Source organism: Gluconobacter kondonii (genome assembly GCF_002723995.1).
Lineage (GTDB): Bacteria > Pseudomonadota > Alphaproteobacteria > Acetobacterales > Acetobacteraceae > Gluconobacter > Gluconobacter kondonii.
This window is the reverse complement of record NZ_BEWP01000002.1, coordinates 289,553-302,642: the sequence shown is the minus strand read 5'-3', so window position 1 is coordinate 302,642 and position 13,090 is coordinate 289,553. Positions and strand designations below refer to the sequence as shown.

At 61.7% G+C, this 13,090-nt stretch carries 11 protein-coding genes; 4 read left to right on the top strand and 7 right to left on the bottom strand.

All coding sequences use genetic code 11. The annotated features are described in order from the left end of the window. The first annotated feature begins 133 nt into the window (after window positions 1–133). Both GKO01_RS03870 and GKO01_RS03865 read left to right on the top strand, forming a co-directional pair. Window positions 134–991 carry a creatininase family protein gene (locus GKO01_RS03870; RefSeq protein ID WP_099285822.1) on the top strand — a complete coding sequence of 286 codons (858 nt, stop codon included), beginning with the start codon at window positions 134–136 and terminating at the stop codon, window positions 989–991. After that, entirely contained in the window at window positions 988–2,211 is a 1,224-nt protein-coding gene (locus GKO01_RS03865) for a YncE family protein (RefSeq protein ID WP_099285821.1), read from the top strand. The genes GKO01_RS03870 and GKO01_RS03865 overlap by 4 nt, the downstream gene beginning before the upstream one ends. A 44-nt stretch (window positions 2,212–2,255) precedes the next feature. Here the strand turns inward: GKO01_RS03865 and GKO01_RS03860 are convergent, their stop codons facing one another. From GKO01_RS03860 to GKO01_RS03840, 5 genes are all read right to left on the bottom strand, one after another. Next, window positions 2,256–2,768, bottom strand: coding sequence for a hypothetical protein (locus GKO01_RS03860; RefSeq protein WP_099285820.1), 513 nt, complete (start codon window positions 2,766–2,768; stop codon window positions 2,256–2,258). Between the two features lie 2 nt (window positions 2,769–2,770). Then, window positions 2,771–2,995, bottom strand: coding sequence for a hypothetical protein (locus GKO01_RS03855; RefSeq protein WP_099285819.1), 225 nt, complete (start codon window positions 2,993–2,995; stop codon window positions 2,771–2,773). A gap of 15 nt (window positions 2,996–3,010) precedes the next feature. After that, window positions 3,011–3,319: a hypothetical protein gene (locus GKO01_RS03850; protein WP_099285818.1), complete on the bottom strand. Its 309-nt coding sequence runs from the start codon at window positions 3,317–3,319 to the stop codon at window positions 3,011–3,013. Between the two features lie 220 nt (window positions 3,320–3,539). After that, window positions 3,540–5,948, bottom strand: a complete 2,409-nt coding sequence (locus GKO01_RS03845; RefSeq protein ID WP_099285817.1) for a mechanosensitive ion channel family protein — start codon at window positions 5,946–5,948, stop codon at window positions 3,540–3,542. A 138-nt stretch (window positions 5,949–6,086) separates the two neighbouring features. Next, complete coding sequence (locus tag GKO01_RS03840; RefSeq protein ID WP_099285816.1) at window positions 6,087–6,476, bottom strand: winged helix-turn-helix transcriptional regulator; 390 nt, start codon at window positions 6,474–6,476, stop codon at window positions 6,087–6,089. 109 nt (window positions 6,477–6,585) lie between these two features. Between GKO01_RS03840 and GKO01_RS03835 the strand changes: the two genes are divergently transcribed. Beyond that, window positions 6,586–7,677 carry an SDR family oxidoreductase gene (locus GKO01_RS03835; protein WP_244901311.1) on the top strand — a complete coding sequence of 364 codons (1,092 nt, stop codon included), beginning with the start codon at window positions 6,586–6,588 and terminating at the stop codon, window positions 7,675–7,677. A 126-nt stretch (window positions 7,678–7,803) separates the two neighbouring features. Then, on the top strand, window positions 7,804–9,900 hold the full coding sequence (locus tag GKO01_RS03830) for a protein-disulfide reductase DsbD family protein (protein ID WP_099285880.1): 2,097 nt from the start codon (window positions 7,804–7,806) through the stop codon (window positions 9,898–9,900). A gap of 30 nt (window positions 9,901–9,930) precedes the next feature. Here GKO01_RS03830 and GKO01_RS03825 read toward each other — a convergent pair whose 3' ends face one another. Further along, window positions 9,931–10,452, bottom strand: a complete 522-nt coding sequence (locus GKO01_RS03825; protein ID WP_099285815.1) for a cupin domain-containing protein — start codon at window positions 10,450–10,452, stop codon at window positions 9,931–9,933. A gap of 100 nt (window positions 10,453–10,552) precedes the next feature. Then, window positions 10,553–12,910 carry a TonB-dependent receptor gene (locus GKO01_RS03820; protein ID WP_174694221.1) on the bottom strand — a complete coding sequence of 786 codons (2,358 nt, stop codon included), beginning with the start codon at window positions 12,908–12,910 and terminating at the stop codon, window positions 10,553–10,555. Between the last annotated feature and the right edge of the window lie 180 nt (window positions 12,911–13,090).

Sequence of the window (13,090 nt, the reverse complement as noted above, 5' to 3'; positions counted from 1 at the left end):
CTTATACTGCATGATGCGTTTGCGAAAAGACCGGCGTCTTCTGAAAGGGCCGCTTTGGAGACGCGGCCTCTGGAACAGGAAGGGGAAGATGGGGTAGGGAAGGGCAGCCATTGCCAGAGGTGTTCCGGCCCTGATGTTCAATCTGCTTCGTCTGTCGTGTCGTTCTGCCCTGTTCTGTGCGGGGATCGGGCTGTCTGCGGGTTTCGCGCAGGCGCAGGGGTTGTACGAGGGCGGCGCACATTGCACCGGGCTTGCGCTTCAGGCCGAGTTTGCGTGCCGGAGCTGGACCGAGGTGGCGCAGGATGTGAAGGCGGGGACCGATACCGTCATTATTCCTGTCGGCGGGACCGAGCAGAGCGGGCCTTATATTGCGGTCGGCAAGCATAATGTGCGGGCTCAGGTTCTGGCCGATATGATTGCGGTTCAGGCCGGGCATACGCTGGTGGCGCCTGTTGTGGCCTATGTGCCGGAGGGCTCGACCAGCCCGCGCACGTCTCACATGAAGTTTCCGGGCACGATTTCCGTGCCGCCTGCCGTGTTCGAGGGGCTGCTCAAGGGCGCGGCGGAGAGTTTCCGCGTTCAGGGTTTCCGGCGCATCGTGCTGCTGGGCGATCATGGGGGATACCAGTCTTTCATGGCGCAGGTGACGCAGGAGCTGAACCGGGCCTGGAAGGGTCAGGCCGCCGTGCTTTATGTGCGGGATTATTATGAAGTCGTGCCCCATCAGTATGCCGATGCCCTGCGTGCGCAGGGTTATGGCGCGGAAGTGGGGCTTCATGCGGAGCTGAGTGATACGTCGCTGATGCTGGCGGTTGATCCGTCGCTTGTGCGTCAGGACGCGTTGCGCAAGGCTCCGAAACCGGGTGTGGCCGAGGGCGTCTATGGTGGCGATCCGCGGCGGGCATCGGCCGGACTCGGCCGGATCGGCACGGACATGCAGATCCGGACCGCGGTTGCGGCAATCCAGTCTTTCCAAAGGAGCCATCCATGACCTTCAAGACTCCTCTTCTGGTGGCGATGACGCTGCTGGGAACTACCTTGGGAGCTGCCGCGGCCCATGCGCAGGACTATTCTCCGAGCGCGCCGATGGTCCCGGTTCCAGCTGACGCTGCGGCCGCCCCGGTTGCGGCGTCCGGCATCCAGACGATTCCGGGTATGCCGCCGGTGATTGATCCGAAGAACATCTATAGCGAGACGACCCCGTCCCATATCTCGCCCGCGATCGCGCAGGACCCGGCGCGTGTTTATGTGCCGAACCTGCGCGGAGACAGCGTTTCGGTGATTGATCCGGCGTCTTTTCAGGTTGTGGACACGTTCCCGGTCGGGCATTCGCCGCAGCATGTTGTGCCGTCCTGGGATCTGCGGACGCTTTGGGTGACGAATAATAGCGAAGGCCGTCCGGACGGGTCGCTCACGCCGATCAATCCGGCGACGGCCAAGCCGGGCCCGTCCATTGCCGTTGATGATCCGTACAACATGTATTTCACGCCGGACGGGCAATACGCGATCACGGTGGCCGAGGCGCACAAGCGTCTGGACTTCCGCGATCCGCATACGATGGAGCTGAAGGGCTCGGTCGAAACGCCGGAATGCAAGGGTGTCAATCACGCCGATTTCTCCATTGACGGCAAGTACGCGATCTTCACCTGCGAGTTCGGCGGTTATGTCGCCAAGGTCGATACGGTGAACCTGAAGATGATCGGGATGCTGAAGCTGTCCAAGGGCGGGATGCCGCAGGACATTCTGACGGCGCCGGATGGTCACAAGTTCTATGTCGCGGACATGATGGCGGATGGTGTGTTCGTCGTGGACGGGGATTCCTTCAAGGAAACCGGCTTTATCCCGACGGGTATCGGCACGCATGGCCTGTATCCGAGCCGTGATGGCAAGATGATGTATGTGGCCAATCGCGGGTCACATCGCATTCATGGTCCGAAACATGGGCCGGGTGGCGTTTCGGTCATCGATTTTGCGACGGACAAGGTCGTCAAGACCTGGATGATCCCCGGTGGCGGCAGCCCGGACATGGGCAATGTCAGCGCGGACGGCAAGCTGCTCTGGCTGTCGGGCCGGTTCGACGATGTGGTCTATGCGATCGACACCGATACGGGGGCGATGCGCAAGATTCCGGTTGGCGCGGAGCCGCATGGCCTGACGGTCTGGCCGCAGCCGGGACGCTACAGCGTCGGGCATACGGGGATTTTGCGGTAAGGTCTGAAAAGGGGGGGGAGCGTTCTGCTCTCCCCCTTTTTTTGTCAGGCGTAGATCCTGATGGTCTCGATGTAATAGGCCATTCCGCGGAGTTTTTCGGAGGTAAACCGTTCTTCGATATCCGAATCTGTCAGGGCGATATGCCGATCCATAACGGAGCCTCCGAGCTGGCGGGCTGACGTGTCTGGCCAGGGAGGAGGTCCGATTTCGAGGCTCTTTAACAGGGCTGTCCAGAAGTCGCGGAGGCTGGGAAACGGAGCTGAGTGTTTCGGGAGCCAGACAGTCTGGTCATTGAACCGCGCAACCGGATCGAAAGCGATCAGGGCCCATGTGATCCGGGCCAGATCGGTCTCGTTGCAGGCCAGCAGGGTTTCGAGTTCGCGGATGGCGGCGGCCCGGGTGAGGAACGTCCGGGTTTCCGTCACGTCCTGAATGACGTCCATCAGGGTTTCGCCGAATGTGTCGACATCCTCTCCGAACGGACCGGCACCGTAGCTGGCCAGTTGTGGAAAGAGGCGGCGGTATTCCTGATCCGGCAGGTCTGATGGGATGGTCATTTTTATGGGCTTGGGGATTTTTTAGTGAACATGCGGTCGATTGCAGGGCCGATGAAGTAGCCGATGATTCCTGTGATCAGGACGGAGGGCCAGGCCCAGCCAGCGTAATCCTTGAAGAAATCCTGATTTTCCAGATAGGTCATGACGGCGATGTCGATCAGGACGAGGGTCCACAATGTCGTGGATAGGAAAGGCTGGAGCCAGGCGTGGCGGACTGTGCGGGACATAAGGGGTGCTCCGGCTTACGAGATCGAAACGTGGAAGACGAAGATCATTCCGCAGATGAAGGCGCCGAACAGCGGCAGCCAGCAGGTGTGCAGGTGGTTGTGGCTGTCCATGTAGGAATAGGCCAGCGCGAGCGCGACATAGGCATGGGCCAGGACGAGACCGATGACCATGCCGATGAAGCGCTTTTTCAGAACCTGTTCTTCCTGACGGTTTTTTTCGGCGAGAGCGGCGGGATCGGGGCGGGCCAGCGGTGTTTCGGTGGTGGCCGGGGCGGTGGTTTGATCGGGGGCTGACGGCTCTGGTGAGACCAGGACAAGAGACATCGCTGAATTCCTTGGCATGATCCTCGCCGATCGGCGGGCGATGCGGGGCCACGGGAAGATCGGGCCGGGAAATCGTCTGCGGGGAACCGGGAGGAGGGTTCTCGATAATGTGTGGGCAGAATGAGCCTGTCCGCATGGCAATGCAAGACTTTATTTAAATGATTAAGGGTTAGGCTTCCCGGCAATAAAAAACCGGCTCCTGAGAGGAGCCGGTTGGAGGTCAGGTCTGACCGGGGGCGTTGTTCCCGGGGGCGTCATTGGCCGGGATGGGCAGAGGGGCATCTGTGGTGATGCGCATGGCGTTGCCGGGTGGCGTCGTGGAGTAGGACGTAGGTGTGTAGAACTTGACGCCGGCCTTCGCGAAGCGGTTGGCAACACGACGGTAAAATTCGCGTTTGACCTTCCATTTCATCATGGGCGCCGTGCGAACCGTTCCGATCAGGACTGCGCCGTTGCTGTCGCTAGTATCCACACCGAGATCGTTATAGCCCGTCAGCAGCAGTGGTCCGAACACCGCGTCCTGCTGCATTTCCTTGATGGTAGCGGTCATCAGACCGACAACGCGGGGCAGATCCTCGGAATTGTCGACCTGCTGGCGGATGACAATCTGGTTGTAGCCGCGGGCCGTGTTGGCAATGGAGGACACGGATGAGAACGGGATAATATGCAGGTCGCCATCGAAGTCTCGGACCTTTACCGTGCGAATGGACAGGTTTTCCACTGTTCCCGCGACGCCACTGGTCGTCACCCAATCGCCGACCTGGATGGCGTCCTCGACGAGCATGAAGAAGCCCGTAATGAAGTCCTTGACCAGGCTTTGCGAGCCGAAGGCGATGGCCGCACCCATGATACCCGCACCGGTGAGCAGCGGGGTGACGTTGATGCCGATCTGGGAGAGTGTTGTGACGGCGACGATGATGATGATGATGGCCAGCAGGACGGTGCGGATGATGGGCAGCACCGTGCGCAGGCGGGTGGCGCGGGCGAACTGGTCCGAATTCTCGAAACGGGTGAGCTGCTGGCTGAGGAAGGCGTTGATAATTTCCCAGATCGTGACCGCGATGCTCAGGGCGACCAGCATGGTCAGGACGGCGTCGAGCAAATGGCGGCCGACGGCGTTTTTGATGAAGAAGCCGAACGTGGGCAGACCCCAGGCTTCGGTCATGGCGATCAGGGTCAGGAACAGGATGGCGCCAGTCAGGATACGCCGGGCGAAGGGGTAATAGCGGTCGGCGCGCTTCTGGATGTCGGGGAAGCGTTCGGTCAGGACGGGATTGATGCGGAAGAAGCGGTCCTGCAGCCCGTAGGCAAGCACGGCGATCAGACGGGATGCGACGAGAATGCCGATCGTGATGCCGGTGGTGTCGAGAATCCAGCGATAGCCCCCCGGAAGATGGGCGGCCCAGACGATCCAGAGGGAGGCGTCGAGGAACATGGCCGGGACCCACCACAGGCGCGTGATGGCGACAATGATGGTCCACATCGCGGTGTTGGGGACGGCGCGCGGCTGGAGCGCGCTGCTGACGAGGTGTCGGACGCGCCAGATGAAGACGGCGATCAGGATGTGTTCGATCAGGATAATGCCGCGGATCATCGCATCCGTACCGCGCGGCGAGAGATTGAACTGGCTGCCCAGCGTGGACAGGCAGAAGACGATCGCGGGGGCTGCGACCAGCACGTTCCACCAGCGGGTCAGCAGGAAAGCGGTTGCGTCCGTGGCGGGCAGGAGGCGGATCGTGGGGGAGCGGGGCGCGAATCCGGTTTCGACGAAAAGATAGAGAATCCGGGCGGCGGCGTAGCAGTTGGCGAGCGTCATGATGACGTTGTCGGTCTTGGTGCTCCAGGGGAGGACCAGAACGGCCAGATAGGCGACGGCCAGAAAAACGAGGACCGGAATCGCTTTCAGGGCGAAATGTCCGAGCGCATAGGGGACGCGGGACAGGAAGCGCAGGGTTTCGACCTGACGCCGCTGGTCGGCGGCGCGGGTTTCGCTGGAGCCATCGACGATGGGGTCATGCGCTGCGGCGTCTTCGTTCGCGACGGTGTTGCGCTGTTCCCGGTTTTCGGCGTTCTGCGTGAGTTGAACCAGCGGTTTGTGCAGGCTCAGGGCGACGATCCGCTCCAGAGCCACACCGCAGAGCATGACCACGATGCCGCCTGCGAAGGCATGCAGGATCGTGCTGCGGGTATCGGGGGAGGCAAGGGTCGTGTGGGCCCAACGGCCAACGATTCCGAGGTCGCTGAACAGATCGAGGAAATTATGCAGATAGCCAAGGGCCTGAAGGCGGATGCTGCTCAGGCCGGTATGGATGTCGGGCGGCACATCGGCGACGGTTTTGGCGGGTGCGGCTTTTGCGGGGGCTGCGGCAGGGGTTGAGGCAGCGACTGGAAGGCCGCGGGCCATCAGGTCGAGGGTGTGGGTGAAGGCGTCCCGTTCCTTGGGGTTGTTCAGGACATTGAGGAGCTGCTGGGCTTCCTGCTGGCTGAGGGGATGGGTGCTGTCGGCGGCTTTTGCCGGGAGAGCGGGCACCAGAAAACCGAGGAGCAGAAAAAGGAAGAGGCCGAGGACGGCGCGTCCGGTTCGCGGGCGGGGTGGGGCGGACGGATCGGGACGGGGGATCGACGGCATCGGTCTGTTGGGTCCTTGAGATTACGCGTTCTGGGCTGCGGTCTGATATCCGCGCCGGGTGGTCCGCCGAGGGCGGTTGTTAGGTGCGAACATGGCACAGGGGGGTGCCTCTGTCCTACCCCTCTTCCTGTGGGTGTTTTATTCGGAAAGGGATCTATCGTCGGGCATCAGCCGGTCGAGGGCCTCGGCGTTTCTGATGGCCCAGTGGTAGAGAAGTTCTACGGGTTCCACGAAGGTCTGCCCCAGATCCGTCAGGCTGTAATCGACATGGGGCGGCATGATCTGGCGGACGTTGCGGCGGATGAGGCCCTGCGTTTCGAGCTCGCGCAGGGTCTGGGTCATCATTTTTTTCGACAGGCCGGGGATGCTGCGCTGGAGCTTTCCGGGACGTGCCGTGCCGCCCAGAAGATGCAGCGTGTGCAGGATCATGGTGGTCCATTTTCCGCTGAAAAGCCTCAGAATCCGCCGGGGTGCGCAGTCTTCGGCAAAAGGTGCCTGACGGTACTGTTCGGGCAGCGGCGGGGTCATGAAGTGGGAACCTTTTGGTCACCAGGGCACGAAAAGGTGCCGTCTGGTGGAAATGCTGATCGTCTCCAAGATGTGGAGCAGACCCTGTTTTCTGCAAAGGAAAAATCCCATGACATCTTCTGTTCCTGCCATGGTTTCAGCTCGGACCGCGCTGGTCGTCGGGGCGACCGGGATTGTTGGCCAGAACATTGCGGCGCGTCTCGTGGCCGAAGGCTGGACCGTGCATGGTCTGGCGCGCAGGCCGCGTCATGACATGGCGGGCGTGCTGCCGGTTGAAGCCGATCTGCTGGATCTGCCGGCGCTGACCCATGCGCTGCGGGAACTGCGGCCGAGCCATGTGTTTTTCTGCTCTTGGCTGCGTCAGGAGACGGAGGAAGAGAACTGCCGCGTCAATTCCGCGATGATCCGCAATGTGTTCGCCGCTCTGCCGGAGCCGGGGCTTCTGGTTCATGCGGCGCTGACGACGGGCATGAAGCATTATCTTGGTCCGTTCGAATCCTATGCGTCCGGTGAGCCGCCGGTGACGCCGTTCCGCGAAGATGCGCCCCGACTGGATCTGCCGAATTTTTATTACGATCAGGAAGACGCGCTTTATGAAGCCGCTGCCCAGCACGGGTTTTCGTGGAGTGTGCATCGTCCGCATACCGTGATCGGCTATGCGGTTGGCAATGCGATGAACATGGGGAGCACGCTGGCTGTTTATGCGACGATCTGTCGCGAGACGGGACGGCCTTTCGTCTTTCCGGGATCTCCCGTGCAGTGGAACGCCCTGACGGATCTGACTGATGCGCGGCAACTGGCGCGGCAGCTTTTCTGGGCTTCGACCGAGGCGGGGTGCCGCAATCAGGCGTTCAATATCGTGAACGGGGATGTGTTTCGCTGGAAATGGCTGTGGCCGCGTCTGGCGGAATGGTTCGGAATTGAGGCTGCACCATATCCCGGCCATGCGACATCCCTTGAAGAGACGCTTGCGGGGGATGCGGAGCTCTGGGAACGGATTGCCACGAAATACGGGCTTGCGGAGAGCCGGATCGAACGGCTGGCTTCGGCCTGGCATACGGATGCTGATCTGGGGCGGCCGGTCGAATGTGTGACGGATATCAGCAAAAGCCGCCTCGCGGGGTTTGCGGGATATCAGTACACGCCGGACTCTTTCACCGATCTGTTCACGCGGCTGCGGGCTGAGAAGCTGATCCCGTAACACGGGGTTTGTAGGGCCTTTCGGTTTCACGACCGGAAGGGTCCTGCTTTTCGTTTCAGTCAGTGATATGGTGAGGGCTGTTTTCTGAAAACGTGGAATGAGCCTGTCTTGCATCGAATGTTCAGCATGTCGGCCCTGCTTCTGGCAGGGGTTCTGGGTCTGGGTTCCGTGTCCGCACGGGCGGCCGAAAGTGCGCCGGTTGCGTCTGCGAACGACACCGCGACTCTTGTCACGGATCGCGATGCGGTCGGGCCGGATCAGCATCTTCGGGTTGGGCTGCGGCTTCAGCTCAAGCCGGGCTGGCATACTTACTGGATCAATCCGGGCGATGCCGGAGACACGCCGACGCTGGATGTGACGGCTGATGGTGGGGCGACGGGCAAGGGCGGGCCGATCCGCTGGCCGGTGCCGGTGCGGATCAGCGAGGGCGGCCTCATGTCCTACGCTTATATCAATGAGGTGACGCTGCCGGAGGATCTGGTTCTCAAGGGGGCCGGCGGGACGACGCTTCACGCCCATGCGGAATGGCTTGTTTGCGCGCAGGTCTGCATTCCTGAGAGCGGTGATTTCACGCTGACGCTTCCGGCTTCGGCGACTGAGGTGCCGGAAGGCGGGGCGCAGGCGGATCTGTTCCGCAAGGCCGAGGCTGCCACGCCAGTGGCGTCGCCGTTTGCGGCCAGTGTGTCGGGCGATGGTGTGTTGACGCTTTCAGGCAAGGGGCTGTCTGCGGCGTCCGTGTCGCAGGCATGGTTCCTGCCGCAGGACGGGGGCGTGATCGATCAGGTCGCAGAACAGCCGCTGCATGTTTCGGACGGCCAGCTGACGCTTGGGCTAAAATTCCTGAAATCGGCGCATCGGGACAAGCCGCTGCTGGGTGTGGTCGTGCTCAAGGATGCGGCGGGGCAGGAAAGTCCATTGCAGATTGAGGCGCGCCCGGTCGGTGGGGCGTCTGCTGCGGCTCCGGTGCAGGCGAATGCGGCACCGGCTTCGGATGTACCAACGGGAGCTGGCTGGCTGCGGGTTCTGCTGTTTGCTTTTGTGGGCGGGCTGATTCTGAACCTGATGCCCTGCGTGTTTCCGGTTCTGGCGATGAAGGCGCTGTCTCTGGCGAAGATGGGCGGTGCCGGACGGGGCGCGCAGCTTCAGAGCGCGCTGTTCTATACGCTGGGCGTGACCGGGGCTTTTGCGGCGCTGGGCATCGTCATGATCGGGCTGCGTCTGGCCGGGTCTGCGGCGGGATGGGGCTTTCAGTTCCAGTCGCCGGGATTTGTGGTCGGCGTGTGCTGGCTGTTGTTCCTGATGGGGCTGAACCTGCTGGGTGTGTTTGAAGTCAGCGCCGGGCGTCTGGGTCAGGTCCAGACGGGCAGCGGTCGGAGCGGGGACATGATGACGGGTCTGCTGGCGGTTATTGTGGCGACGCCGTGCACGGCGCCGTTTATGGGGGTCGCCATTGCCGGGGCTCTGGGTGGGCCGCCGGTGATGGGAGTTCTGGTGTTCCTCTCGATGGGGCTGGGGCTGGCGTTTCCGTATATTCTTGTGGCCGGGGTTCCGGGTGTGGCGTCCCGGATGCCGAAGCCGGGGGCCTGGATGGGCATTCTCAAGCAGGTTCTGGCGTTTCCGCTGTTTGCGACCTGCGTATGGCTGCTTTGGGTGGCGGCAATCCAGCGGGGCGTGACGTTTGTGGCGCTGACGGCCGGGGGCGTTGTGCTTCTGGGGTTTGCGGGCTGGATCTATGGCGTCGGGCAGCGTCGGTCCATGCTGGAAGGCGGCCGTAGGACGGTGGCGTTCTGCCGGATCGTGGCTGTGCTGTGTGTTGTGGTGTGTGGGGGCGCGCTGGCGCAGGGGCTGCGGGCCGCGCCGGTTCCTGTGGTTGTGGGCGCATCGGACTCCGGGATCGAGCCGTTTTCGGAGGCGCGTCTGGCCGAGCTTCGGGCGCAGGGCAAGCCGGTGTTCATCGACATGACGGCGTCATGGTGCATCACCTGCATGGTCAATGAGCGTGTGGCGCTGGATGTGCCATCCGTTCAGCAGGCGTTCCGGGACCACAAGATCGTGTTCCTCAAGGGCGATTGGACGAACCGTAATGCGGCGATCGGCGCGTTCCTCAAGGCGCATGGGCGCGATGGTGTGCCGTTCTATATCTATTATGCGCCGCATCAGGATGGCGTCGTGTTACCGCAGATCCTGACGCCGGGCATCGTGCTCTCGACGATCGGGAAATGATGTTGCGATATTCGGGCCGTCTGGAAGGACTCAGCGGCCCGTATTGCGCGGATCATCCTGCGGGCTGACATAGACCATGTTGAATGGGCCCGTTCCCGAAACCTGAAGAACGGCGCCCTGACGTCCGGCCTTGATGGCGTGTGGGACGTTGACCGGCAGGTGAACGAAGCCGCCCGGGCCGAGCGCGCGCTGCTGTGTTGTGTCGATGTTGTGTCCCACGAAATGCTGGATGTTGCCGCTGATGACCGTCAGCATTTCGTCCAGATTATGGGTATGGGGCGGGATGAACGATCCGGCTGGCATCATGACGCGCAGGGTGAAGGGGCCGGGTTTGGTGGTGTCGCCTGTCAGGATGGCGATTTTCGTTCCGTGAGGGAACATGGCAGGCGCGGGCTGCCATGCCACGGCATCTGAACCTTCGATGATCGTAACGCCGGGCGGGGTTTCGGTCGGAATGGCGGCGGCGTGTGCGACTGAAAAGAGCGTAAGCGCTGTGCCGAGAAGCAGGGCTGAGCTGGCGGACTGTTTTCTGGAAATCATGCCGAAGGGCATTGGGGGTCTCCTCCGTTCCACAGAGATGTGGGGGCGTGTTGCAGGAACGCAGCGAAGGAGACGTGGTTTTGGGACGAGGCGCGTGCCCCGTCCCTTCCGGTCAGAACGCGGTGGAGATTGTTCCGGTCATGGAAAAGCGTGGGGAAACCATGAAAGAGTTTCCGTAGCCGGTATAGGGCGCCAGATTGCCGCTATGGACCGTGCTCGGGTCCTTGGCGCTATAGACCGCGCCCATGGCGCCGGTGCGGACGATCGAGCCGGTGAGGTTGGTGAAGTTCAGGCGGAAGGTCGGGGACTGCGCGAACATGAAGGGCTTGAAGTGATAGCCCATCGAGAGCGTGTCGGTGACGTAGCCCGGAATGCGCTGGTCACCTGCGATGCTGACGGATTGCGGGCCGGTATAGTGGACGGTGCCGTTCGCGAAGAAGCCTTTATAGGTATAGGTCAGACCAAAATTCGCGATGACATGCGGGGCCATGACGGCCTGCGTGCCCTTGGAATGCAGCATCGTGTTCAGATACGGATCGAAGACGTTGCTGTCCTGTGAGGCATGTAGATATTCGACGGAGGCGTAGGGGCTGAAGCCGTGGATCGGGCGTCCGGCGACCATGACGTCAAAGCCGCGCATCTGCTGGCTGCCGATATTGAACGGCTTGTAGCTGTTCATGCCGACATACTGGTCCACGATGCGGTTGGTGAGGTTGTAGTTGAAGAACGCGACATCGGCGACGATGTAATCGTCATGGTAGCGGTAGCCGAGTTCTTCTTTGATGGAATACTGGTTCTTGGGGATGGCGACGCTGGTGTAGAGCCAGCCGAGATCGACCGCGCTGGGCTGGCGGTAGTCGCCTTCCACGTTCAGGTAGACCTGATGGTGGTTGTTGATGCGGTAGCCGATTGAAAGCTGCGGCAGGGGGGCGGTGCGGTTGGCTTCCTGACGGCCGTAATAATCCTTGTTCCAGATGTTCGTCATGACGAACTTGAATCCGGCGTCCACCGTCAGGTGATCGTTGAAATACTTGGCCGTGTCATGCACGAACAGGGACTGGATTTCGTAACCGGCCGTCTGTTTGTCGCCAGCGGAAATCTGGTACGCGGCCCAGTTGGGGCTTGGCGCATTGCCGTCCGCCATCTGGTAGCTGCTGGGGTAGGACTGGATCGTCTGGGTGTTTTCATACCAGTAGCCGACCGAGAACGTGTTGTGCCGGTCGATTTCCCAGTTGAGTTTCGTGATCGTTCCGACCGAACGGTATTCGTTCTGCAGGAAGTAGTTCGTCAGGCCGCGCGTTACACCTGCGTCATCGGTCGTCGTGCCGCCCGGAGAGGCGTCCCAGCCCTGCCCGAAGCTGAAATAGGGGTGGATGTCGAACGACAGGTGCGAGGGGAGAACGATATGAACCGGGGCCGAGATGAAAATCTGGTTCCAGTGGTCGTTGTTGTTGCCCCAGTAGTTGTTGCTCTTGCGATCGTCCGTCCGACCATAGCCCAGTCCGGTGTGCTTGTAGCGGAAGAACTGGTCAGAGGTGGGGTAGTTGTCGATGACGAAGTCGGCGGAGTTCCAGGACAGGAAGAACTTGGCGTTGGAGCCGTTATGCCAGTCTTTCTGGAGGCCGAAATCGATGTGTTTGCGCTGGTTGGTGCCAGCACCCATCCAGGAGCGGGCATGGGTGTTGGAGAATGAGAAATAACCGCGCACGCCGCTATGGCCGATTTCGCCGGATTCGAGGCGCAGGAACTCGCGCGACAGGTTGTTGGTGCCGTAGGAAAAGTCGATCAGGCCGCCGCGTTTTTGCGACGGGGTGCGTGTTTCCTCGTTCATGACGCCACCGGCGGCGGACATGACTGGAAGATCGGTCGCCGAGGAACCGGGCGTGACGCTGACACTCTCGACGTTTTCGGAGTCGACATTCTCGCTCAGATATTTCGCCGCCGCTGCCGGAGCACCGTCCACCAGAAGACCCATATCAAGATCCGTCAGGCCGCGGGACTGGATCTGCCCGCCTTGCATGCCCGACGAATCCGGCGTCGTAACGTTGAGGCTTGGCAGGTTCTGGATCAGGTCGAGCGCCGTGCTGGTCGGCGCGCGCATGTCGATGAATTCCTTGGTGACGGTCTGCACGGCATGGGGGGCGGTTTCGACGCGCATCATGCCGCCGCCGCCGTTCAGCGCGCGGCGCGAGGACGTGACAGAAACCGTTTCGGCAGCAGACGCATCAAGCGCATGGGGTACGCGCGGCGCAGCGGCTGCGCGTGAGGGTGTCCGGGCCGCTTTCGGAGCGTTGCGGCTGGAGGTCTGATGGCGCGGGGTGTGGTGTTTCGCGGGCTGTGCGGCACGGGCTGGCGTTGCGAAAGCGGCGAGCACGCTGCCGGCGAGACAGGTGACGGCGAGAAGCTGACGCCTGTAGCCCAGTGAGCCGGAGCGTGATCCGGAGCCGCGGGACTGATGGTTGTCTTTCATGCTGCCGGGCTCCTGCGTCTGTCGCACCAAAAGGTTCACTTTGGAAACGGTATTTATTCGAAACGTGGATGTAAAACGGATGGCCTATCTCCATCAAAGATAAAATGCAGGCCGGGGCATTGCCGTTTTTAGGGTGGTGCAAAAATGTGACAGTCCGTGTCTCCTGTATGACGCAGTTTT

Bases quoted from the DNA above. Each gene is read 5' to 3' on its own strand.
- GKO01_RS03855 (WP_099285819.1), bottom strand. From the start codon at position 2,995: ATGTCCCGCACAGTCCGCCACGCCTGGCTCCAGCCTTTCCTATCCACG.
- GKO01_RS03820 (WP_174694221.1), bottom strand. From the start codon at position 12,910: ATGAAAGACAACCATCAGTCCCGCGGCTCCGGATCACGCTCCGGCTCA.
- GKO01_RS03835 (WP_244901311.1), top strand. From the start codon at position 6,586: ATGACATCTTCTGTTCCTGCCATGGTTTCAGCTCGGACCGCGCTGGTC.
- GKO01_RS03825 (WP_099285815.1), bottom strand. From the start codon at position 10,452: ATGCCCTTCGGCATGATTTCCAGAAAACAGTCCGCCAGCTCAGCCCTG.
- GKO01_RS03830 (WP_099285880.1), top strand. From the start codon at position 7,804: ATGTCGGCCCTGCTTCTGGCAGGGGTTCTGGGTCTGGGTTCCGTGTCC.
- GKO01_RS03870 (WP_099285822.1), top strand. From the start codon at position 134: ATGTTCAATCTGCTTCGTCTGTCGTGTCGTTCTGCCCTGTTCTGTGCG.
- GKO01_RS03840 (WP_099285816.1), bottom strand. From the start codon at position 6,476: ATGACCCCGCCGCTGCCCGAACAGTACCGTCAGGCACCTTTTGCCGAA.
- GKO01_RS03865 (WP_099285821.1), top strand. From the start codon at position 988: ATGACCTTCAAGACTCCTCTTCTGGTGGCGATGACGCTGCTGGGAACT.
- GKO01_RS03860 (WP_099285820.1), bottom strand. From the start codon at position 2,768: ATGACCATCCCATCAGACCTGCCGGATCAGGAATACCGCCGCCTCTTT.
- GKO01_RS03845 (WP_099285817.1), bottom strand. From the start codon at position 5,948: ATGCCGTCGATCCCCCGTCCCGATCCGTCCGCCCCACCCCGCCCGCGA.
- GKO01_RS03850 (WP_099285818.1), bottom strand. From the start codon at position 3,319: ATGTCTCTTGTCCTGGTCTCACCAGAGCCGTCAGCCCCCGATCAAACC.